At 70.3% G+C, this 21,571-nt stretch carries 25 protein-coding genes and 1 pseudogene; 6 read left to right on the top strand and 20 right to left on the bottom strand.

What is annotated here, in order from left to right; translation table 11 throughout:
• Positions 1-82 precede the first annotated feature (82 nt).
• Positions 83-1,576, top strand: a complete 1,494-nt coding sequence (locus ACR5MH_RS20495) for a carboxylesterase/lipase family protein (protein ID WP_433862101.1) — start codon at positions 83-85, stop codon at positions 1,574-1,576.
• Positions 1,577-1,663: 87 nt separating this feature from the next.
• Here the strand turns inward: ACR5MH_RS20495 and tsaE are convergent, their stop codons facing one another.
• The 4 genes from tsaE to glmS are packed head-to-tail and all read right to left on the bottom strand — an operon-like array spanning position 1,664 to position 5,516.
• Positions 1,664-2,140 carry a tRNA (adenosine(37)-N6)-threonylcarbamoyltransferase complex ATPase subunit type 1 TsaE gene (gene tsaE / locus ACR5MH_RS20490; protein ID WP_431349474.1) on the bottom strand — a complete coding sequence of 159 codons (477 nt, stop codon included), beginning with the start codon at positions 2,138-2,140 and terminating at the stop codon, positions 1,664-1,666.
• A gap of 44 nt (positions 2,141-2,184) precedes the next feature.
• Entirely contained in the window at positions 2,185-3,306 is a 1,122-nt protein-coding gene (alr, locus tag ACR5MH_RS20485) for an alanine racemase (protein ID WP_433862100.1), read from the bottom strand.
• A complete protein-coding gene (locus ACR5MH_RS20480) occupies positions 3,303-3,659 on the bottom strand; it encodes a holo-ACP synthase (protein WP_431348860.1) in 357 nt (118 codons plus the stop codon). The genes alr and ACR5MH_RS20480 overlap by 4 nt, the downstream gene beginning before the upstream one ends.
• Before the next feature lie 6 nt (positions 3,660-3,665).
• On the bottom strand, positions 3,666-5,516 hold the full coding sequence (gene glmS / locus ACR5MH_RS20475; RefSeq protein ID WP_433862099.1) for a glutamine--fructose-6-phosphate transaminase (isomerizing): 1,851 nt from the start codon (positions 5,514-5,516) through the stop codon (positions 3,666-3,668).
• Positions 5,517-5,619: 103 nt separating this feature from the next.
• Between glmS and coaA the strand changes: the two genes are divergently transcribed.
• The 3 genes from coaA to ACR5MH_RS20460 all read left to right on the top strand — a co-directional run bounded on the left by coaA (position 5,620) and on the right by ACR5MH_RS20460 (position 7,355).
• Positions 5,620-6,525 (top strand): type I pantothenate kinase, encoded by a 906-nt coding sequence (gene coaA, locus ACR5MH_RS20470; RefSeq protein ID WP_433862098.1) that lies wholly within the window; start codon positions 5,620-5,622, stop codon positions 6,523-6,525.
• A gap of 116 nt (positions 6,526-6,641) precedes the next feature.
• Positions 6,642-6,950, top strand: a complete 309-nt coding sequence (locus ACR5MH_RS20465; RefSeq protein WP_431348858.1) for a helix-turn-helix domain-containing protein — start codon at positions 6,642-6,644, stop codon at positions 6,948-6,950.
• A gap of 81 nt (positions 6,951-7,031) precedes the next feature.
• Positions 7,032-7,355 carry a helix-turn-helix domain-containing protein gene (locus ACR5MH_RS20460; RefSeq protein ID WP_431348857.1) on the top strand — a complete coding sequence of 108 codons (324 nt, stop codon included), beginning with the start codon at positions 7,032-7,034 and terminating at the stop codon, positions 7,353-7,355.
• A gap of 20 nt (positions 7,356-7,375) precedes the next feature.
• On the opposite strand, the gene glmM is transcribed toward ACR5MH_RS20460, so the two are convergent.
• The 8 genes and pseudogenes from glmM to ACR5MH_RS20420 all read right to left on the bottom strand — a co-directional run bounded on the left by glmM (position 7,376) and on the right by ACR5MH_RS20420 (position 13,948).
• Complete coding sequence (gene glmM, locus ACR5MH_RS20455) at positions 7,376-8,737, bottom strand: phosphoglucosamine mutase (RefSeq protein ID WP_431348856.1); 1,362 nt, start codon at positions 8,735-8,737, stop codon at positions 7,376-7,378.
• A 27-nt stretch (positions 8,738-8,764) separates the two neighbouring features.
• Positions 8,765-9,253 (bottom strand): 30S ribosomal protein S9, encoded by a 489-nt coding sequence (rpsI, locus tag ACR5MH_RS20450; protein ID WP_433862680.1) that lies wholly within the window; start codon positions 9,251-9,253, stop codon positions 8,765-8,767.
• 58 nt (positions 9,254-9,311) lie between these two features.
• Entirely contained in the window at positions 9,312-9,758 is a 447-nt protein-coding gene (gene rplM, locus ACR5MH_RS20445; protein ID WP_179605025.1) for a 50S ribosomal protein L13, read from the bottom strand.
• A gap of 205 nt (positions 9,759-9,963) precedes the next feature.
• A pseudogene (locus tag ACR5MH_RS20440) lies at positions 9,964-10,829 on the bottom strand (tRNA pseudouridine synthase A).
• 23 nt (positions 10,830-10,852) lie between these two features.
• Positions 10,853-11,107, bottom strand: a complete 255-nt coding sequence (locus ACR5MH_RS20435) for a GNAT family N-acetyltransferase (RefSeq protein WP_431348853.1) — start codon at positions 11,105-11,107, stop codon at positions 10,853-10,855.
• Positions 11,104-11,907 carry a GNAT family N-acetyltransferase gene (locus ACR5MH_RS20430; protein WP_431348852.1) on the bottom strand — a complete coding sequence of 268 codons (804 nt, stop codon included), beginning with the start codon at positions 11,905-11,907 and terminating at the stop codon, positions 11,104-11,106. The genes ACR5MH_RS20435 and ACR5MH_RS20430 overlap by 4 nt, the downstream gene beginning before the upstream one ends.
• Before the next feature lie 41 nt (positions 11,908-11,948).
• The gene (locus tag ACR5MH_RS20425; protein WP_431348851.1) at positions 11,949-13,250 is read right to left on the bottom strand and encodes an MFS transporter; all 1,302 of its coding nucleotides are present in this window, start codon (positions 13,248-13,250) and stop codon (positions 11,949-11,951) included.
• A gap of 56 nt (positions 13,251-13,306) precedes the next feature.
• On the bottom strand, positions 13,307-13,948 hold the full coding sequence (locus ACR5MH_RS20420; RefSeq protein ID WP_431348850.1) for a TetR/AcrR family transcriptional regulator: 642 nt from the start codon (positions 13,946-13,948) through the stop codon (positions 13,307-13,309).
• 92 nt (positions 13,949-14,040) lie between these two features.
• On the opposite strand from ACR5MH_RS20420, the gene ACR5MH_RS20415 reads away from it, so the two are divergent.
• Together ACR5MH_RS20415 and ACR5MH_RS20410 are read left to right on the top strand one after the other, a co-directional pair.
• A complete protein-coding gene (locus ACR5MH_RS20415; RefSeq protein ID WP_431348849.1) occupies positions 14,041-14,937 on the top strand; it encodes a shikimate dehydrogenase in 897 nt (298 codons plus the stop codon).
• Positions 14,937-16,715 (top strand): bifunctional sugar phosphate isomerase/epimerase/4-hydroxyphenylpyruvate dioxygenase family protein, encoded by a 1,779-nt coding sequence (locus tag ACR5MH_RS20410; protein WP_431348848.1) that lies wholly within the window; start codon positions 14,937-14,939, stop codon positions 16,713-16,715. The genes ACR5MH_RS20415 and ACR5MH_RS20410 overlap by 1 nt, the downstream gene beginning before the upstream one ends.
• A gap of 134 nt (positions 16,716-16,849) precedes the next feature.
• Here ACR5MH_RS20410 and rplQ read toward each other — a convergent pair whose 3' ends face one another.
• From rplQ to ACR5MH_RS20370, 8 genes are all read right to left on the bottom strand, one after another.
• A complete protein-coding gene (rplQ, locus tag ACR5MH_RS20405) occupies positions 16,850-17,425 on the bottom strand; it encodes a 50S ribosomal protein L17 (protein WP_431348847.1) in 576 nt (191 codons plus the stop codon).
• A 50-nt stretch (positions 17,426-17,475) separates the two neighbouring features.
• A complete protein-coding gene (locus tag ACR5MH_RS20400; protein WP_369962277.1) occupies positions 17,476-18,471 on the bottom strand; it encodes a DNA-directed RNA polymerase subunit alpha in 996 nt (331 codons plus the stop codon).
• A 119-nt stretch (positions 18,472-18,590) separates the two neighbouring features.
• Positions 18,591-18,989, bottom strand: a complete 399-nt coding sequence (rpsK, locus tag ACR5MH_RS20395) for a 30S ribosomal protein S11 (RefSeq protein ID WP_018191944.1) — start codon at positions 18,987-18,989, stop codon at positions 18,591-18,593.
• A gap of 29 nt (positions 18,990-19,018) precedes the next feature.
• Positions 19,019-19,393, bottom strand: coding sequence for a 30S ribosomal protein S13 (gene rpsM, locus ACR5MH_RS20390; RefSeq protein ID WP_179605016.1), 375 nt, complete (start codon positions 19,391-19,393; stop codon positions 19,019-19,021).
• A 141-nt stretch (positions 19,394-19,534) separates the two neighbouring features.
• Entirely contained in the window at positions 19,535-19,648 is a 114-nt protein-coding gene (gene rpmJ / locus ACR5MH_RS20385) for a 50S ribosomal protein L36 (RefSeq protein WP_021759549.1), read from the bottom strand.
• Between the two features lie 79 nt (positions 19,649-19,727).
• Complete coding sequence (gene infA / locus ACR5MH_RS20380) at positions 19,728-19,949, bottom strand: translation initiation factor IF-1 (RefSeq protein ID WP_011186713.1); 222 nt, start codon at positions 19,947-19,949, stop codon at positions 19,728-19,730.
• 178 nt (positions 19,950-20,127) lie between these two features.
• Positions 20,128-20,958, bottom strand: a complete 831-nt coding sequence (gene map / locus ACR5MH_RS20375; RefSeq protein ID WP_431348846.1) for a type I methionyl aminopeptidase — start codon at positions 20,956-20,958, stop codon at positions 20,128-20,130.
• An 8-nt stretch (positions 20,959-20,966) separates the two neighbouring features.
• Entirely contained in the window at positions 20,967-21,566 is a 600-nt protein-coding gene (locus tag ACR5MH_RS20370) for an adenylate kinase (RefSeq protein ID WP_433862679.1), read from the bottom strand.
• Positions 21,567-21,571 lie beyond the last annotated feature (5 nt).

Genomic DNA, 21,571 nt, shown 5'->3' with positions numbered 1-21,571 from the left:
GAAGCTGTCGGGACGGCATCCTCGCGATTCGCCGATTTCGTCCGCATCCCCGTCGGGTCCGTCCGCTGAGAAGGAGAACCCCGTGACAGACAGCACCCTCGACCGACCCGAGGTCACCACGACGGCAGGACGTGTGCGCGGCCGTTGGCGCGACGCTTCGGCCGCCTTCCTCGGCATCCCGTTCGCGGAGCCGCCGGTCGGCGAGCTGCGCTTCGCCGCCCCCGTCCCGCACCGCCCGTGGGAGGAGGTGCTCGACGCCGGCGAACACGGCGCGACCCCGCAGCGCACGGCGCTGGCGGAGATCACGCTGATCCCCGAGCCGTCGTACCCGGGCGAGTCGACCCTCAACGTGGACGTCTTCACCCCACGACCCGGCGACGCCGACGCGAAGCTGCCCGTGCTGGTCTACGTCCACGGCGGCGGCTACGTCGCCGGATCTCCCGCCAGCCCCTGGTACGACGGCGCCGCCTTCAACCGCGACGGGATCGTGACGGTGAGCGTCTCGTACCGGCTCGGTTTCGACGGCTTCGGCTGGATCGAGGACGCCCCGGCCAACCGCGGCGTCCTCGACTGGATCCTGGCGCTGGAGTGGGTGCGCGACAACATCGCGTCCTTCGGCGGCGACCCGGCGCAGGTCACGATCGCGGGCCAGTCGGCCGGTGGCGGGGCGGTGCTCACCCTGCTCACGGTGCCGCGCGCGGCGCATCTGTTCCAGCGGGTCTACTCGATCTCCGCCACCACGGCGAGCGTGACCCGGGAGGACGCCGAGCGCTACGGCCGCGCCCTGGCCGCCGCCGCGGGAGTCGAGCCGACGCGCGCCGGACTGTCCACGCTGACCGAGGAGCGCATCCTGGCGCTGCAGGGCGAAGACGACGCGGTCGCCTCGCCGGACGCGCCCGCGGACCCGCTCGCCCCGCTGCGCGCGCTGGCCTCCGGGTCGGCGCTGCGCTGGGCCCCGGTCGTGGACGGCGACCTCGTATCCGCGCCCATCGGCGCGGCGGTCGCGGACGGCGTCGGCGCCGACAAGGCGCTGGTGCTCGGCGCGACCGACAACGAGTTCAACCTGGCCGCAGCGGACATGCGCGAGACGCTGGCGGACGCCGATCCGGCCGCCCTGCTGACCGCGATCGGCGTCTCGGAGGAGGCCGCAGGCGCCTACGCGGCCGCCCACCCCGACCTCGACACCGCCGGGACGCTCGGGCAGTTCGTCACGGACACGATGTTCCGCGCGCCCGCCCGCGCGATCGCGGAGTCCCGGGCTGCAGGCGGCGCCCCCGCCTGGGCCTATCGCTTCGCCTGGACGTCGCCCACCTTCGGCACGGCCGTGCACTGCCTCGACGTGCCGTTCTTCTTCGACTGCCTCCACAGCGAGCGAGTGGGCTACATCGCGGGCGAGCAGCCCCCGGCGTCCCTCGCCGACGACGTGCACGGAGCGGCGGTGCGGTTCATCGCGACCGGCGACCCGGGCTGGCCTGCGTACACGGCACCGGAGCGCGACGTGCAGGTGTTCGACGTCCCGACCACTGTCGTGCGGGACGGGCTGGCCGACGTCGGCGCGCTTCAGAGCGCGCGCTGACGCGGGGGAGGCAGCGGGGTCGCAACACGCCGTTACGCGAGAGCGGGTGCGGCGTGTTGCGACCCCGCTGCTGCGTGTGGGGGTGGGTCAGGCGGCCCAGCGGGGGCCGAAGCCCGTCACCGTGACCGTGCGCGGCTCGTCCGCGTCGAGCTCGACGTCGCCGAGGTCGGCGTCCGCGACGTCGTCCCCGGCGCCTTCCTGGTGACCCGATCCGCCTGTCGGCCGCACGATGTCGACCTCCAGCCAGGACTCCGCGACGCCGTCGAGCATCCCGCCGCCCCACTCGACCACGACGACGGAGCCCCCGAAGTCGATGTCGAGGTCGTCCAGCTCCACCGCGCTGCCGAGCCGGTAGGCGTCGACGTGCACGAGCGGCGCGCCCTCGACCAGGCTCGGGTGCGTGCGCGCCAGAACGAACGTCGGACTCGTGACCGGGCCGCGGACGCCGAGGCCCTCGCCGATCCCGCGGGTCAGGGTCGTCTTGCCCGCGCCGAGCGGTCCGGTCAGCACCACCAGGTCGCCGGCGACCAGCATCCCGGCCAGCTCCAGCCCCAGCGCGTGCATGTCGTCGCCGGTGTCGACCGTGCGCTCGATCAGGACGCGGCCGCTCACGCCGCTCCCCCGCGGTACGTGCGCCGCAGCCGGCCGCCCAGCCGCGTGACGATCTCGTAGTTGATCGTGTCCGCGGCCTCCGCCCAGTCGTCCGCTCCCGGCACACCCGTCGCCGGGTCGCCGAACAGCACGACTTCGTCGCCGACCGCGACCTCCGCGTCGCCGACATCCACGACGAACTGGTCCATCGCGACCCGGCCCGAGATGCGGTACCGCTTGCCGGCGATGGACACCGGACCGCGGCCCGACGCATGGCGCGGGATGCCTTCGGCGTAGCCGAGCGGGACGAGTACGAGCGTGGTCTCGGCCTCGGTGCGGTACGTGTAGTCGTAGGAGACACCCGTGCCCGGAGCCACCCGGCGCACGGCCGCGACCCGGCCGCGCAGCGTCATCGCCGGGCGGAGCCCGAGCTCCGCCGCCGACGCGGCGCCGAAGGGGCTGAGCCCGTAGACGGCGAGCCCGAACCGCACCAGGTTGAACCGCGACTCGGGGAGGCTGAGCGCGGCGGCGCTGGCGGCGATGTGCCGCAGCGCGGGGCGGAGGCCGGCCGCCTCCGCGCGTTCGATGCCCCAGGTGAACCGCGCGATGGCCGCCCGGTCGTCGTCGGGCGACGCGTTCGACAGATGGCTGAACAGGCCGCGCACCACGAGAGTCCCCGACTCTTCGAGCTCGTGGGCCCGTGCGACCACCGCCTCCCACTCGGACGCAGGGATGCCGTTGCGGCTGAGCCCCGTCTCGAGCTTGAGCTGCACGAACGCCGGGCATTCGGCGGTCCCCACCGCGGCTGCGGCCTCGAGCTGCGCGCCCGACGAGATGCCCACGTCCAGCCCCGCCGCGACGGCGGCGGCGAAGTCCTCGTCGGGGTCGTGCAGCCACGCGAGCACCGGGGCCTCGACGCCCGCCGCGCGCAACGCCAGCCCCTCGGAGATATCCGCGACGCCCAGCCAGTCCGCGCCGCCGGCGAGCGCCGCACGTGCGCACTCCACCGCACCGTGCCCGTAGGCGTTCGCCTTCACCACGGCCATCACATGCTCGGTGCCGACGAGCTCGCGCAGGCGCGCGACGTTGGCGGTCACCGCGTCCAGGTCGACGACGGCCTCGCGGAAGCCGCCGCTCACGCGTCGCGCTCCAGGACGACGAACGCGGAGGCGATCCCGGCGTCGTGCGACATCGACACGTGGACGTGCGCGATGCCGCGCTCGGCGACCTGACGTCCGACCACGTTGTGCAGCACGAAACCCGGGTTCCTCTCTTCGTCGGGCACGATCTCCATGTCGTGCCAGCGCACGCCCTCCGAGCCGCCGAGCGCCTTGATCAGCGCCTCTTTGGCGGCGAAGCGCGCGGCCAGGGAGTGCACCGGGAGGCCGCGCTCGGCCTCCGTGAAGAGGCGCTCCCGCAGCTTCGGGGTGCGCTCCAGCGATCGGGCGAAGCGCGCCAGATCGACGACGTCGATCCCGATGCCGGCGATCACGGCGGCCTACTCCACGGTGACGGACTTGGCCAGGTTGCGCGGCTGGTCCACGTCCAGGCCCTTGGCCGCCGACAGCTCCATCGCGAAGATCTGCAGCGGCACGACCGACAGCAGCGGCTCGAACAGCGGCGCGGCCAGGGGGATGCGGATGACCTCGTCGGCGAACGGGAGCACGGCGGCGTCGCCGGCCTCGGCGATCGCGATCACGCGGGCGCCGCGGGCGCGGATCTCCTGGATGTTGGAGACGACCTTCTTGTGCAGCTCGTCCGACCAGCGCGGGCTGGGGACGACGACGAAGACGGGCTGACCCGGCTCGATCAGGGCGATCGGGCCGTGCTTGAGCTCGCCGGCGGCGAAGCCCTCGGCGTGGATGTACGCGAGCTCCTTGAGCTTGAGCGCACCCTCCAGGGCGATCGGGTAGCCGACGTGGCGGCCGAGGAACAGCACGGAGCGGGTGTCCGACATCCAGTGCGCGAGCTGGGCGATCGTCCCGTGCGCCTCGAGCACCGTGGCGATCTTCTCCGGCACGGCCTGGAGCTCGGCCACGGCGTCGCGCTGCTGGGCGGCGGACAGCGTCCCGCGCACCCGGCCGAGGTGGATGCCGAAGAGGTAGAGCGCGGTGATCTGCGCGACGAAGGCCTTGGTCGAGGCGACAGCGACCTCCGGCCCGGCGTGCGTGTAGAGCGCCGCATCGGACTCGCGGGGGATGGTGGCACCCTGCGTGTTGCAGACCGAGATCGCCTTGGCGCCGGCCTCGCGGGCGTACTTGACCGCCATCAGCGTGTCCATCGTCTCGCCGGACTGGCTGATCGAGATGACCAGCGTGCCCGCGGTGAGGACCGGCTCACGGTAGCGGAACTCGTGGCTGAGCTCGACCGTGACGGGCACGCGGGCCCACTTCTCGATGGCGTAGCTGCCGACCAGACCGGCATACGCGGCCGTGCCGCAGGCGATGATGGTGATGCGGTCGATGCCTTGGAGGAAGGCGTCGCCGATCGCGTCGAGCTCGGGGATGTGCACGGTCTCGTCGACGATGCGGCCGCGCAGCGTGTTCGCCACGGCATCGGGCTCTTCGGCGATCTCCTTGGCCATGAACGACGACCAGCCGCCCTTCTCGGCGGCGGAGGCGTCCCAGGCGACCTCGAAGGGCTCCACCTCGACCGGCGCGCCGGCGAAGTCGGTGACCGTGACGGAGTCGGGGGTGATGGTGACGATCTGGTCCTGGCCGATCGCGACGGCGCGGCGGGTGTGCTCCACGAACGCCGCGACGTCGGAGCCGAGGAAGTTCTCGCCCTCGCCGAGGCCGATGACGAGCGGGGAGTTGCGGCGGGCGCCGACGACGACGTGCGGCTGGTCCTGGTGCAGGGCGAGGAGGGTGAACGCGCCCTCCAGCCGGGAGACGACACGCTGGAACGCCTCGCTCAGATCGCCGGTGGCGCGGTACTCGCGGCCGAGCAGCACGGCCGCGACCTCGGTGTCGGTCTCGGACTCGAACGCGAAGCCGTCGGCGAGCAGCTCGTCCTTCAGGCTCGCGAAGTTCTCGATGATGCCGTTGTGGATGACGGCGAGGCGGCCGTCGTCGCCCAGGTGCGGGTGCGCATTGCGGTCGGTCGGTCCGCCGTGCGTCGCCCAGCGGGTGTGGCCGATGCCGGTGCCTCCGTTGGGGATCGGATTGGCCTTGAGGTCGTCCGCGAGCACGGACAGCTTGCCGGCCTTCTTGGCCATCCCGAGGTGGCCGTCAGGGTCGATGACGGCGACGCCGGCCGAGTCGTAGCCGCGATACTCGAGGCGCTTCAGCCCGCCGAGCAGCACCTCCAGGCTCTTGTCGGTACCGACGTACCCCACGATTCCACACATGCACCCGAGTCTATCGTGGGCGCACCTTAGACTTGTCGCCTATGGCTGAGAACGGCGCCGCTCGCGGCGGATCCACGGCGAACGGCGAGTCCAGCACCCCTTCGTGGAGCTCAGCCGTTCCGACTGGGCCGAGCTGGCGCAGAACACCCGGTTGCCGCTCAAGGAGACCGAGATCGTGCAGTTGCGCGGGCTCGGCGACCCGCTGGACCTGCGGGAGGTCGAGGAGGTCTACCTTCCGCTCAGCCGGCTGCTCAACCTGTACGTCGGCGGCACCAAGCAGCTCCACCGCGTGACGAGCGACTTCCTCGGCGAGCGCGCCCAACCGACGCCGTTCGTGATCGGTGTCGCGGGCTCGGTCGCGGTCGGCAAGTCGAGCATCGCGCGCCTGCTGCGCGAGCTGCTCTCCCGCTGGGACGACACCCCGCGCGTCGAGCTGGTGACCACCGACGGCTTCCTCCTCCCGAACGCCGAACTCGAGCGGCGCGGCCTGATGGAGCGCAAGGGCTTCCCGGAGTCGTACGACCGCCGCGCGCTGCTGCGGTTCGTCACAGCGGTGAAGAGCGGGGCGCCCGAGGTCCGCGCTCCGTTCTACTCGCATCTCAGCTACGACATCGTGCCGGACGCGGAGATCGTCGTGCGCCGGCCGGACGTGCTCATCGTGGAGGGGCTGAACGTCCTGCAGCCCGCAGGCGGCGGCAACCGGCTGGCCGTGAGCGACCTCTTCGACTTCAGCGTGTATGTGGACGCCCGGACGCGCGACATCGCGCACTGGTACGAGGAGCGCTTCCTCAAGCTCCAGCGCGGCGCGTTCGCCAACCCCAAGTCGTACTTCCACCGCTTCGCGCAGCTCACCGAGGAGCAGGCCAGGGCACGCGCAGCGTCGATCTGGACCTCGATCAACGAGCCCAACCTCATCCAGAACATCCGGCCCACGCGGTCGCGCGCGAAGCTCGTGCTGCGCAAGGAGGCCGACCACGCGGTCAGCTCGGTGCTGCTCCGCAAGCTCTGACCGGGTCCGGACGCATCGTGCGGGGTGCGCACGCATCGCGCGCAGAGGGCGCGAGCACACAGGACGCGTGCTCGAAGACTCTGGTCCGGCGCGCGCGCATCCCGTAGGTATGAGGCATGGCTTCACCTCGATCGCATGCCGCCCAGCTCTTCGGCCGACGGGTCCGCACGGCACGAATCGCGCTGGGCGTCAGCCAGGAGGAGATCGCCCAGCTCGCGCACATGCACGTGACCAACTACGGACGGGTCGAGCGCGGTGAGGCCAACTCGGAGCTCCACACGATCGTCCGTCTCGCGACCGCGCTCGGGGTCGACCCGGGCGAGCTCCTGGCCGGGCTGTCCGGCGACGGAATGCTCCCCGATCGGGAGCACGCGTACTCCGTCGCGGACTTCATCGCAGCGAAGCGTGCCCAGGAGACGACGTGACCGGGTATATATGCACTATGGATAAGTGCGTATAGTCTCCATCCTCTGGGAAAAGACCACGCAGGAAAACAGAGTAGACGCATGTCGTCCCCGCGCTTCGAAGCAGCCCGCATCCTGGGTGGCCGTCTCCGGACGCGCCGCGTCGAGCTGGGCCTCTCGCAGTACGAGGTGGCCAACCTCAGCCAGGTCGACGTCGCGAACTACGGCAAAGTCGAGCGCGGCGCCGGCAACCCGACACTGCTGACATTGCTGCAGCTCGCCGTCACGCTCGAGACCGAGCCGGGCGCCCTGCTCGAAGGCCTGGCCGACGTCGCGCTGCTGCCGGAGCGCACGCGGCCGTTCTCGGTCTCCGACTTCGTGCGCGAGCAGAACGCCCGGCTCGACCGGGAAGCCGCGCAGAACTGATCCGCGACAGGCGCCGGTGATCAGACGCCCAGCCGCTCCCGCACCACGTCGGCCAGCTCGTTGGCGAGGCGCTCGGCCGTGAGCTGGTCGGCGGCCTCCACCATGACACGCACCAGCGGCTCGGTCCCGGACGGGCGCAGCAGCACCCGGCCGGTGTCGCCCAGCGCCGCCTCGGCGGTCTGCACGGCGAGCTTCAGCGGCTCGTCGGTGTGGACGGCGTGGTGGTCCACACCCCTCACGTTGACCATCACCTGCGGGTAGACCGTCATCACCTTGGCCAGCTCGGACAGCGGCTTGCGCTGACGCGCCATCTCGCTGAGGAGGTGCAGGCCGGTGAGGATGCCGTCGCCGGTGGTCGCGAACTCGCGCATGATGACGTGGCCCGACTGCTCGCCGCCGAGGGCGTAGTCGTTCTGGTTCATCTCCTCGAGCACGTAGCGGTCGCCGACCGCGGTCTCCACGATCCGGATGCCGTGCTCTCGCATGGCGATCTTGAGGCCGAGGTTGCTCATCACGGTCGCGACGAGCGTGTCGTCGGTGAGCTTGCCGCGCTCCTTCATGCCGACAGCGAGGATCGCCATGATCTGGTCGCCGTCGACGATGTTGCCGTCGGCGTCGATCGCGAGGCAGCGGTCGGCGTCGCCATCATGGGCGATGCCGACGTCGGCGCCGGCAGCGAGGACGGCCTTCGCGAGGTTGTCGAGGTGGGTCGAGCCCACGCCGTCGTTGATGTTCATGCCGTCGGGCGAGTCGCCGATGACGGTCACCCGGGCGCCCGCGTCGGTGAACACCTCGGGCGAGATCCCGGCGGCCGCGCCGTGGGCGCAGTCGAGCACGACGTGGATGCCGTCGAGCCGGTGCGGCAGGCTCGCGAGCAGGTGCACGACGTAGCGGTCCTCGGCGTCGGCGAAGCGGCGGATGCGGCCGACCTCCGCGCCGGTCGGAGTGAGCTTCTCCATCTCGAGGTGCTGCTCGATGCGGTCCTCGACGATGTCGGGCAGCTTGGTGCCGCCGCGGGCGAAGATCTTGATCCCGTTGTCGGGTGCGGGATTGTGGGAGGCCGAGACCATCACACCGAAGTCGGCGTCGAAGTCGGCGATCAGGAAGGCCGCGGCCGGCGTCGGGATGACCCCGGCGTCGTAGACGTCGATGCCCGAACTGGCCAGCCCGGCCGCGACGGCGGCCGAGAGGAACTCGCCGGAGACCCGGGGGTCCCTGGCGACGATCGCGCGCGGGCGCTTGCCCGCGGCGCGCCGAGCCTCGGCGCTACGGCCCCGCGTCAGGACAGCAGCAGCTGCCTGCGCGAGGCCGAGCGCCAGGTCGGCGGTGAGCGTACCGTTCGCGAGTCCGCGGACTCCGTCGGTTCCGAAAAGGCGGGGCATGGACCGAAGCCTAGACGCTGGGATGCGTCAACGCTTGGAGAACTGCGAAGCCTTGCGGGCCTTCTTGAGACCGGCCTTCTTGCGCTCGGTGACGCGCGCGTCGCGGGTGAGGAAGCCGGCCTTCTTGAGGGTCGGACGGTTGTTCTCACGGTCGATCTCGTTCAGCGCGCGGGCGATGGCGAGGCGCAGGGCGCCGGCCTGACCCGACGGGCCGCCGCCGGTGATGCGGGCGACGACATCGTACGAGCCGATGAGGTCGAGGACCTTGAACGGGTCGGTGATGAGCTGCTGGTGCAGTTTGTTCGGGAAGTAGTCCGCGAATTCACGCCCGTTGACCGTGATGGTGCCGGAGCCCGGGACCAGGCGCGCACGCGCGATGGCCTCCTTGCGACGGCCCACGGCCGCGCCGGGCACGGAGAGGACGGGACGCGGGGCCGCCGGGGCCGCGCTCTCGGGGGTCTCGGTCGAGTAGGACTCGACGTTCTCGACGGGGGCCGAGTCGATGCTGTCTGCGATCTTCGCCACGATGGTGATAATCCTTTGTCTTTAAGTCAGTCGTGAAGGTCTGGATCGCTTACTGGGCGACCTGGCCGAGCGTGTACTGCTTCGGCTGCTGGGCGGCGTGCGGGTGCTCGCTTCCGGTGTAGACCTTCAGCTTGCGGAGCTGGGCACGGCCGAGGGAGGTCTTCGGCAGCATGCCGCGGACGGCCTTCTCGACGGCGCGGACCGGGTTCTTCTCCAGGAGCTCCGAGTAGGTGGTCGCCTTGAGGCCGCCCGGGTAGCCCGAGTGACGGTAGGCCTTCTTCTGAGCCGCCTTCTGACCGGTGAGGGCCACCTTGTCGGCGTTCACGATGATGACGAAGTCGCCCATGTCCATGTGGGGGGCGAAGGTCGCCTTGTGCTTGCCGCGCAGGAGGGCGGCGGTGTGGCTGGCGAGACGGCCGAGCACGACATCGGTCGCGTCGATGACGACCCAGTCGCGCTGGATCTCGTCTGCCTTCGGGGTGTAAGTGCGCGTCACAGTAGTGGCTGCTTTCTGTATCGAACGGAGGAGTTCGTGAATCCCACTCCGATGGGGGTTGCCGTCTCGATGAGGCGGGAACCGAAGCCGGTGGAGGGCTCACGTTCGTGTGTCGCGCCGCAGTGAGGCGGTGACACCAAGGGTCAATACTACGCGACACGCCCGGAGGGGGTCAAACCGAGGTGCAGGCATGCCCCTGCGGCGGTCAGAGCGACCGCATTCCGCGCGTCTGCTCCGCACGCAAGGCCAGCTCGGCGTCGTCGGGGTAACCGACCTCCATCAGCGTCAGCCCGCGCGCCGGCATCACCTTGAAGGCACTGGTGCGGACCCGCTCGTCGCGGAGCTCGACCAAGTCGCCCGGCGAAAGCGTGCCCTCCCCCACCTCCACGCACGCGCCCACGAGCGCACGGACCATGCTGTGGCAGAACGCGTCGGCCACGACCTCCCCACCAGCACGCGGTCGTCGTCGCGCCGCCAGGAGAACTCGAGCAGCGTGCGGATGGTGGTGGCGCCTTCGCGCGCCTTGCAATAGCTGGCGAAGTCGTGGAGGCCGAGGAGCCCGTGCGCGGCAAGGTCCATCGCGTCGACGTCGAGGTCCGCCGACACCCAGGCGGTGCGGTGCCGCTGCAGCGGATCGCGCAACGCCGGCCGGTCGGCCACGCGGTACTCGTATCGGCGCCAGACCGCCGAGAACCGCGCGTCGAAGCCTGTCGGCGCCTCCGCGGCGCGGAGGACCACCACGTCCGACACCGGCCCCAGGATGCCGTTGAGCCGCCGGGCCAGCGCTTCGTGCGCCGCCAGCGGCGGCCGCTTGCCGTGCGGCTTGCGCAGCACCGCGACCTGTTCCGGCGCGAGGTCGACGTGCGCCACCTGGCCGCGCGCGTGAACACCTGCGTCGGTGCGCCCGGCCACGGTCAGCGCCGGAGGCTCGCCCGCGCGCCGGAAGATCGTGGCGAGCGCGCCCTCCAGCTCGCCCTGGACTGTGCGGAGGGCGGGCTGACGCCCCCAGCCGCTGAAGTCGGTGCCCTGGTAGGCGATGTCGAGCCGGAATCGCGTCGCCTCGTCGGTCATCCCTCGATTCTAGAGAAGGGTGCTCAGTACTCCCGGACGAGCGCGGTCTCGCCGAACGTCGTGACGAAGCCCATCCCCGTATAAAGGGTGTCGGCGCCGGTCGGACTCGCGGCGTCCACATCGAGGACGGCCTTCTCCCAGCCGCGACGCCGGCTCTCGGCGAGCACCGCGCCCAGCAGCGCGGGCGCGATCCGGCGCCCCCGGTGCGCACGGGTGACCGCGACGGTCGAGATGTACGGCCCGGTGAAGCCCTGCCCGGCCCAATCGTCCTCGTTCACGTCGCAGAGGACGACGCCGGCGACGCACTCTCCCCGGCCGGGTTCGCGGCGAGCGCCACGAACGACACCTCTGGAGCGAAAGTCCCGCCGATCAGGGACTCCCACTGCTCGTCGCTCAGCGGCTGGCTGCCCCAGTGGTCGCCGAAGGCCTCGTCGCGCGCCGAGTGCACCGCGTCGGCGAGGTCGCTCGAGTACGGCACGATCCGCACGTCCTCCGTCGGGGTCACCTCGGGGATCGGATGTGCCAGGTCGCGCTCCATCGTGTGGAACCAGCGGACCGCGGCGAAGCCCGCGGACGTCAGCAGGCGCTCGCGATCCGGTGCCCGCCGGTCGGCGTAGCCCACCAACCAGCCCGGCAGCGTCGCGTCGAGCGCGGCCAGTTTCTGTTCCCCGCGCGCCCGCTGCCAGGCGACCAGCTCGCGCCCGATGCCCTTCCCGCGATGCGCGGGGTGCACGGTGCCGTTCATGAACTCGCGGACCAGCGAGACCTGCCGCGGCGGCTCCAGCACCGAGCCGACGGCCAGCACCGCGCCGTCGTGACCGACCGCGAGGAGGGTGTCGCGCTCCCGGTCGAGGAAGCTGAAGGCGAGCTCGTGCTCCAGCTCCTCCCGCGTGGTCAGATAGTTGGGGTGGTCGGCCGCGTCGCTCGCCCGCAGCACCGCGAGCACCGCGTCCGTGTCGGCCTCGGCGATGGGACGCCACTCGGCGACCAGGGGATGCCGGGGCACGTACGTCGGGGGCGCCTCCACACGCTCGCTCAGCGGCGGAAGGCGCTCGTCGACGATCTCTGTCCCCGGCATCCCGCCAGCCTAGCGACGATGCAGCGTAGCGACGATGCAGCCTAGCGGCGGCCCAGGTCGGCCGTCGGGGTCTTGGCCGTCTCCCGCGCCGTCAGCGCTGCGAGCGTCACGACGACCGCGATCACAGCGGTGAACACCGAGATGACGACCCAGCCGTCCGGCCCGGTGCCGCCCATCGCCGTGACGATGGTGGGGGCGAAGCCGGCCATCAGGAAACCGAGCTGCGTCCCGATCGCTACGCCGGAGAAGCGTACCTCGCGCGGGAACATCTCGTTGTAGAACGACGGCCAGACCGCGTTCGCCGCGGCGTACCCGCAGGAGAACACCGCGACCGCGAGGAGGAAGGTGACCCAGACCTCCGAGCCCGACATGGACTGCAGGTAGAACGGCATCAGCGCCGCGCTGGCGAGCGCGCCGTAGATGAACACGGGCTTGCGGCCGATCCGGTCGGCGAGCATCCCGAACAGCGGCTGGGTGACGAGCGCCACGATGTTCGCGACGACCACCAGCCAGAGCGTCACCGACGCTTCCAGCCCGGCGTCGGTCCCGTAGGCGATGGCGAGGTTGCCGAACACGGTGGAGACCGCCGCGATCATCGCGAGCACGACCACACGCAGCACGTCGCGCCAGTTCGAGCGCAGCAGGCCGACCAGCGGCAGCTTCTCGATCTCGCCGCCCTCGGCGGCGCTGACGAACTCGGGCGACTCCGGCAGCGAGCGGCGCACGACGAAGGCGACGACGACCACGACGGCCGACAGCCAGAACGGGATGCGCCAGCCGATGGAGTACAGCACGTCCTCCGGCATCGCCATGATCGGGATGAAGGCGATGGCCGCCAGCACCTGGCCGCCCTGCGTCCCGGTCAACGTCCACGAGGTGAAGAAGGCGCGGCGGCCCTCCGGCGCGTGCTCCAGCGTCATGGAGCTCGCGCCGGCCTGCTCGCCCGCGGCGGACAGGCCCTGGAGCAGCCGGCAGAGCACCAGCAGCACGGGAGCGAGCCAGCCCACCGCCGAGAACGTCGGCAGGCAGCCGATCGCGAAGGTCGAGAAGCCCATCAGCGCGAGCGTGAAGACCAGCACTTTCCTGCGACCGATCCGGTCGCCGAAGTGCCCCAGGATCACCGCGCCGATCGGGCGCGCCACGTAGGCGAAGCCGAACGTCGCGAACGACATCACCCGCGCAGTCGTGTCGGCGTCCGGGAAGAAGACGTGCGGGAAGATCAGCGCGGCGGCCGACCCGAAGATGAAGAAGTCGTAGTACTCGACGGCCGAGCCGAGGAACCCGGCGAAGGCCGCGCGCACCGGTGTGCGGGTGCGCGTGGGGGATGGAGCGACGGTGGTCATCGTCGACACTCGTTTCTTTCGTAGCTATTCGATCCGCCGGGCGCGCCCGGCACGGATCAACGGTCCGCGGTCAGGAGCGCGACGATCATGTCGCCGAGCATCCGCCGGTAGTGCGGGGCGCGCGCCTGGTTCAGCAGATCGCGGCCGAAGAGATACCCGAATGTGTGGCGGTTGGCCACCGGGAAGACGCAGAAGGAGCTGATCGCCATGTGCACGTCCGTGGCGTCGAGGTCGTCGCGGAACAGGCCGGCGGCCCGGCCGCGGCGCAGCACCTCGTCGATCAGCTCCAGTGCCGGCAGGGCGAGGCTCTCCGGCTCCCCCACCTCGCGCAGGAACGCGGCGCGGTGGATGTTCTCGATCGCCACGAGCCGGACGAAGTCCTGCCGGCTGGTGTGGTGGTCGAAGGTGCGCTCGGCGATGGCGCGGATGGCCTCCACCGGCTCGAGACCGGAGACGTCGAGCTGCTGCTCGTAGCCGCGCATCTCGGCGTAGGCGGCCTCCAGGACGCTCACGTAGAGCTGCTCCTTGCCGCCGAAGTAGTAGTAGATCATGCGCTTGGTCGTGCTCATCCGGCGCGCGATCTCGTCCACGCGGGCGCCGGAGTAGCCGCGATCGGCGAACTCCTGGGTCGCGACGGCGAGGATCTCGGCACGCGTACGCTCCGCGTCGCGGATCCGCTCGTGATCCAGCCCGGCCATCCCGCCTCCTCGCTAATGAACTATCTGGTACGTTAAGAAACCCCGGGGGCTTTGTCAAGCGCACGGTTCCGCACGGTGGTCGAGGAGGACGCATGAGCGTAGTCGGAGAGTCGTACCTGGTCGGGCTCCTGGGCGAGGGCGTGCTGCCCTCCCTGACGCCTCCCCTGCACGAGCGGGAGGCCGACGAGCAGGGGCTGCGCTACCTCTACCGGCCCATCGACCTGCTCACCCTCGACGGTGCGGGAGATGACCTCGACGCGACGATCGCCCGAGTCCTGGACGCGGCCACGCTGCTGGGCTTCGACGCCCTCAATATCACCCACCCCTGCAAGCAGCGCGTCCTCGCGCACCTCGACGAGGTGACCCCGTCGGCGGCGGCGATCGGCTCGGTCAACACCGTGCTGCTCGCGGGCGGACGACGCGTCGGCCACAACACCGACGTCACCGGTTTCGCGTCCGCCCTCCGCGACGGCCTTCCCGGTGCCGACCTCGAGCACGTCGTGGTCATCGGCGCGGGCGGGGCCGGAGCCGCCGTCTCCGCCGCGCTGCTGGAGGCCGGCGCATCCCGGCTCACTGTCGCGGACCTCGATGCCGGGCGTGCCGACGCCTTGGCCGCCTCGCTCGCCGCGCGCTTCCCGGCGGCCCCCGTCTCAGGAATCTCCTCGGACACCCTTCCCGCGCTGCTGCGCGACGCGGCGAACGCCGTCAGCGGCCTGGTCAACGCCAGCTTCGTGGGCATGCACACGCATCCCGGCCTTCCGCTCGACGCCGGGCTTCTGCGTCCGGAGTCGTGGGTGGCCGACGTCGTCTACCGCCCGGTCGACACCGAGCTCCTCAGTGCGGCCCGGGAGGCCGGCTGCCGCACGCTCGACGGCGGCGGCATGGCCGTCGGTCAGGCCGCCGACGCGTTCCGGCTCATCACCGGCGCCGAGCCCGACCGGGAGCGGATGCGCGCACACTTCGCCGCGATGATCCGGGAGGGCCGCTGATGCGCACATCCATCGCGACGGTCTGCCTGTCCGGGACGCTCGCCGACAAGCTGCACGCCATCGCCGACGCCGGGTTCGACGCCGTCGAGATCTTCGAGCCCGACCTGATCGCGGCGCCGCAGTCCCCCGAGGAGGTGCGCGCGCTCTGCGACCGGCTCGGCCTGGAGATCGCGCTCTACCAGCCGTTCCGCGACGCGGAGGGAGTGACGGAGCCCGAGTTCGCTCAGGTGCTGCGCCGGGCGGAGGCGAAGTTCGTAGTCATGGACCGGCTCGGCGTCGACACGGTGCTGGTCTGCAGCAACGTCGCCACGGCCTCCGTCGACGACGATGCGGTTTCGGCCGCGCAGCTCGCCCGCCTCGCCGACCGCGCGGCCGTGCACGGCAAGCGCCTCGCGTTCGAGGCGTTGGCCTGGGGACGGTACGTCGACGACTACCGGCGCGCCTGGCGGATCGTCGAGAGCGCGGACCATCCCGCGCTCGGCGTGTGCCTGGACAGCTTCCACATCCTCTCCCGCGGCCACGACCCCGCGGACATCGAGCGGATCCCCGGCGAGAAGATCTTCTTCGTCCAGCTCGCGGACGCCCCGCTGCTGTCGATGGACGTGCTCTCCTGGAGCCGGCACCACCGGCTGTTCCCGGGCGAGGGCGGCTTCGACCTCCCGGCCTTCGTCCGGCACACCCTGCATGCCGGTTACACCGGCCCGCTCTCGCTGGAGGTCTTCAACGACGTCTTTCGGCAGACGGATCCGGCGCGGACCGCGCGCCACGCCCTCCGGTCGCTGACCGTCCTGGAGGACGCGCTCGAGGCCGCTGCAGCCCGTCCGACGTCGGAGCCTCGCGAACTCGACCAGGTGGAGGTCAAGGCGCAGGACACCGACGCCGTCGCCGTCGTGCTGGAGCGGATCGGGTTCGCACCCCGCGGCCGCCACGTCACGAAACCGGCGTGGCTCTACGCCGCCGGCGAGGCCCGGATCGTCCTCAACGAGCACAACGCCGCGGGCACGCGCCCGCACGTCGCCGGCTTCGGCATCCGCACGGACCGGCCCCAGGACGCCGCAGCGCGAGCGGAACGCCTCGGAGCGCAGCGCGCGCACCGCCGCGTGCTCGCCGGGGAGGCCGACCTTCCGGCCGTGCTCGCACCCGACGGCACGGAGATCCTGATCAGCGGACCGGAGAGCGGGGCGGCCTGGCCCGGCGAGTTCGCCGGCGGTCGCGGCGTCCCCGACCCCGCCATCCGCGGCATCGACCACGTCAACCTCACCGAACCGGCCGCGGACATCGAGGAGGCCGTGCTGTTCTACGGGACGGCGCTCGGGCTCACGCGCGAGTCGTCGGCGGAGCTGGCCGGCCCCGCGGGCCTGGTCCGCAGCCAGGTGCTCCGCTCGGGCGGCGGCTCGGTGCGTCTCGCGCTGAACGTCGTGCCGCCGTTCGCCGAACGGACGACGACGCAGCGGCACGCGCAGCACGTCGCCATCGCGTGCGACGACCTCCACGGGCTGATCGGTCGCGCGCGAGCCCGGGGCCTGCGCACGGTCCCGGTCTCGGCGAACTACTACGACGACCTCGCCGCCCGCTTCGACCTGGCGCCTGGCGAACTGGAGCGACTCCGGGAGTCCGGGCTGCTGTACGACCGCGACGCCTCGGGCGAGTACCTGCACTGCTACACCGAGACGGTGGGCTCCGTGTTCTTCGAGCTGGTGGAGCGACGGGGCCGCTACGACGGCTTCGGCGCCGCCAACACCCCGGTGCGGCTCACCGCGCAGCACCTCTCGCACTGACGCCCCCGGGCAGCCATCGCTTCCTCACTTTCTCCCGCCACCGATCGGCGTGTTGCGGGAGAAAGTGAGGAAGCGAGAGCAGAAGAGCCCCGCATCCGGTGGGATGCGGGGCTCTTCTGGTTCGAGCGGAAGGCTCAGGCCTTCTCGGCCTCCGCCTCGGCGGTGGTCTCCTCAGCGGCCTCGGCGTCGCCGGTGGCCTCCTCGACGACCTCGGCCTCAGCGGCAGCGGTCTCCTCGGACGTGGTGTCCTCAGACGTGGCGTCCTCGGCGGCCTCGTCGTCGACGACCGGCTCCTCGACAGGAGCGGCCTTCGGGGCGGCGGCCTTCTTGGTCGACTTGACCTTCGGGGTGACGGGCTCGAGCACGAGCTCGATCTGCGCCATCGGCGCGTTGTCACCCTTGCGGAAGCCGAGCTTGGTGATGCGGGTGTAGCCGCCCTCGCGTTCGGCGACCAGCGGCGCGATCTCGGTGAAGAGCTCGTGCACGACGGACTTGTCGCCGATGAGCGCGAGCACGCGACGGCGGGCGTGCAGGTCGCCGCGCTTCGCGAACGTGATCAGACGCTCGGCGTAGGGACGCAGGCGCTTGGCCTTGGTCTCGGTCGTCTTGATGCTCTTGTGCGTGAACAGCGCGGCGGCCAGGTTGGCGAGCATGAGGCGCTCGTGAGCGGGACCGCCTCCGAGGCGGGGGCCCTTCGTGGGCTTAGGCATGATCGGTTATCTCCAGGTAGTGAAAAGTCGAAGGCTTCGCTGACGCGGCCTCAGATGGTGGTCTCGTCTTCTTCGTACCCGCTGTAGAAGTGGGCGCCGTCGAATCCGGGGACCGAGTCCTTGAGCGACAGGCCCATCTCGGTCAGCTTGTCCTTGACCTCATCCACCGACTTCTGACCGAAGTTGCGGATGTTCATGAGCTGCGTCTCCGACAGCGAGACGAGCTCGCTGACGGTGTTGATGCCCTCACGCTTGAGGCAGTTGTACGAACGCACCGACAGGTCGAGGTCCTCGATCGGCATCGACAGCTCGGAGCTGAGCACCTGGTCGACCGGCGCGGGGCCGATCTCGATGCCCTCGGCCGCGCTGTTGAGCTCGCGGGCCAGACCGAACAGCTCGGTGAGGGTACGGCCGGCGGACGCGATCGCGTCGCGCGGGCTGATCGCCGGCTTGGTCTCGACATCGACCACGAGGCGGTCGAAGTCGGTGCGCTCGCCGGCACGGGTGGCCTCGACGCGGTACGTGACCTTCAGGACCGGGGAGTAGATCGAGTCGATCGGGATCTGGCCCGCCTCGCTGTACTCGTTGCGGTTCTGCTGGGCCGAGACGTAGCCGCGGCCACGCTCGATCGTGAGCTCGACCTCGAACTTCGCCTTGTCGTTCAGCGTCGCGATGACCAGCTCGGGGTTGTGGATCTCCACGCCCGCCGGAGCCGAGATGTCCGCCGCGGTGACCTGGCCGGAGCCGGTCTTGCGGAGGTAGGCGGTGATCGGCTCGTCGTGCTCGCTGGAGACGACCAGGCCCTTGATGTTCAGGATGATCTCGGTGACATCCTCCTTGACACCGGGAACCGTGCTGAACTCGTGCAGCACGCCGTCGATGCGGATGCTGGTGACCGCGGCGCCGGGGATGGAGGAGAGCAGGGTGCGACGCAGGGAGTTGCCGAGGGTGTAGCCGAAGCCAGGCTCGAGCGGCTCGATGACGAACCGCGAACGGAACTCGGAGATGTTCTCTTCGGTGAGCGTAGGACGCTGTGCAATGAGCACTGTTGATTCCTTTCGGCTGAGTGTCCGCTATATGACACTCGCGTGAGTGAGGTGGGGTTCGTCACGCCGTCAGGCGGCGGTCCGGGGAGGACCGCCGCCTGGGCGGACGTGGAAGAGAACTAGACGCGGCGACGCTTGGGCGGGCGGCAGCCGTTGTGCGCCTGAGGGGTGACGTCGTTGATCGAGCCCACCTCGAGGCCGGCGGCCTGGAGCGAGCGGATCGCGGTCTCGCGGCCCGAACCCGGACCCTTGACGAAGACGTCGACCTTCTTCATCCCGTGCTCCTGCGCCTGGCGGGCTGCCGACTCGGCTGCCAGCTGCGCGGCGAACGGGGTGGACTTGCGCGAGCCCTTGAAGCCAACTCCACCGGAGGACGCCCACGAGATGACCGCACCGGTGGTGTCGGTGATCGAGACGATGGTGTTGTTGAAGGTGCTCTTGATGTGGGCCTGGCCCACAGCGATGTTCTTCTTTTCCTTCTTGCGCGGCTTGCGAGCGGCCGACTTGGGTGCTGCCATTTTATTTCTCCTTCAGTCCTGTTGTCGGCCTAGCGAGCCTTCTTCTTACCGGCGACGGTGCGCTTCGGACCCTTGCGGGTGCGCGCGTTCGTCTTGGTTCGCTGGCCGCGGACCGGGAGGCCCTTGCGGTGGCGGATGCCCTCGTAGCTGCCGATCTCGACCTTGCGGCGGATGTCGGCGGCGACCTCACGGCGGAGGTCACCCTCGACCTTGAAGTTGCCCTCGATGAAGTCGCGCAGAGCGACGAGCTGGTCGTCGGTCAGATCCTTGACGCGGATGTCGCCGGAGATCCCGGTCTCGCGAAGGGTCTGCAGCGCACGCGTGCGCCCGACGCCGTAGATGTAGGTGAGTGCGACCTCCACGCGCTTCTCGCGCGGGATGTCGACGCCTGCTAGACGTGCCATGGTGTGGCTTCTCCTGTGATGAGTGGAGGTCTTCAGCGATCCCGGTGCCCCGGCCTCCTCCGAGGGTGTCCCCCGCATCCGCGCTAGACGGACGCGGGTTCTGGTACCGCTTCGTTATTCAGTTGAGTCGTGCTGCGGCGATCAGCCCTGGCGCTGCTTGTGGCGCGGGTTCTCGCAGATGACCATGACCCGTCCGTTGCGACGGATGACCTTGCACTTGTCGCAGATCTTCTTGACGGAAGGCTTGACCTTCATTGTTTTATTACCTTTGTTCGCTGTCCTCGTACCTCGCCAGGGGCTACCCGGTGGCGTGGCCGTTACTTACAGCAGCCCGTTACTTGTAGCGATAGACGATCCGGCCGCGGGTCAGATCGTAGGGGCTCAGCTCGACGATCACGCGGTCCTCGGGGAGGATGCGGATGTAGTGCTGGCGCATCTTGCCGGAGATGTGGGCAAGAACCTTGTGACCGTTCGTGAGCTCCACGCGGAACATCGCGTTGGGGAGCGCTTCGATCACAGATCCTTCGATCTCGATGACACCGTCTTTTTTGGCCATAGCCTCACTGTCGCTACTAGTAGTGGATTGCTGGTCGTGCGTTGACTGGTGCCAGACATGCAGAAAGCACGCCTAAGACACCAAGGATCAATCTTATGGGATACCGGCGCATTTCGCCAATTCTGGTCTATCATCTGCGCCCGCTCTGAGCGAACAGGCAACGGAATCCGGCATCTATCTACGGGATGGGCGTCGGCGTGATCCCGAACGGTGCGAGCCCCGCGGCCCCGCCGTCGACCGCCGTCAGCACCCAGATGCCATCGGCGTGCACCGCCACACTGTGCTCCCAGTGCGCCGCGGCCGACCCGTCCTCGGTGGCGACGGTCCAGCCGTCGTCCTTCACGTAGGTGTCCTGGTCGCCCAGCACCACCATCGGCTCGATCGCGACCACGAGGCCGGGACGGACCTCCGGGCCCTTGGAGCGGACCCGGTAGTTGAACACCGGCGGCTCCTCGTGCATGCGGCGGCCGATGCCGTGGCCGATGTAGTCGGTGAGGATGCCGTACTCGCCCTGCGACATGATGTGGTCCTCGATCGCCTCGCCCACCTCGTTGAGGTGACGTGCCGTGGCGAGCCGGGCGATGCCGTGCCAGAGCGACTGCTCAGTGACCTCGGAGAGCTTCTGCCGCTCGGCGACGCGCTCCGGGTGCGCCGGGTCGGGCAGCACGAACGTACGGGCCGCGTCGCCGTTCCAGCCCTCCTGGATGGCGCCGCTGTCGACCGACAGGATGTCGCCGGGCTGCAGGAGGCGCGAGCCGGGGATGCCGTGCACGACCTCGTCGTTGACCGACGCGCAGATCGTGTGGTGATAGCCGGCCTCCAGCTTGAAGTTGGACTTCCCGCCGGTCGCCTCGATCGCGGCCTCCGCGATCCTGTCGAGCTCGAGCGTCGAGACCCCCGCGGCGACCGCCGCTGCGACGGCGTCGAGGGACGCCGCCGTCGCCCGTCCCGGCGCGACCATCAGTCGGAGCTGGGCGGGCGATTTGTAGAACGACCGTCGGAAAGCCATCAAGAGGTTCAGGCGACCGGCTCGCCGGCGCCCTCCAGCGGGTGGATGCCGCGCTCGGCCAGCGCCGCACGGATGCGCGCCGCGACGTCGTCCATATCGCCCAGGCCGTCCACCTCGACGAGCAGACCGCGATCGCGGTACACATCGATCAGTGGCGACGTCTCGCGGACGTACACCTCCTGGCGGTGCCGGATGGCCTCCTCGGAGTCATCGGCGCGACCCTGCTCCTGCGCGCGCTTGGTGAGGCGCGCGACGATCTCGTCCTGGTCGGCGACGAGCTGGATCACCGCGGCGAGTTCCTGCCCTTTGGAGGTCAGCAGGTCGTCGAGGTACTTCACCTGCTCGAGCGTGCGCGGATAGCCGTCGAGGAGGAAGCCATCCTTCGCGTCGTCCTCCGCCAGGCGGTCGGTGACGAGCTCATTGGTGAGGCTGTCCGGAACGTAGTCGCCCGCGTCGACGATCGCCTTGACCTGCTGGCCGAGCGGGGTCTCGTTCTTGATGTTGGCCCGGAAGATGTCGCCCGTGGAGATATCGGGGATCCCGTACGCAGAGGTGATGCGGGAGGCCTGAGTACCCTTGCCCGCCCCGGGAGGTCCGACGATCAGCATACGGG

Source organism: Streptomyces sp. L7 (genome assembly GCF_050990935.1).
Lineage (GTDB): Bacteria > Actinomycetota > Actinomycetes > Actinomycetales > Microbacteriaceae > Leifsonia.
Note: the sequence above shows the minus strand (reverse complement) of the source record. Positions and strands in the feature narration are given on the sequence as shown.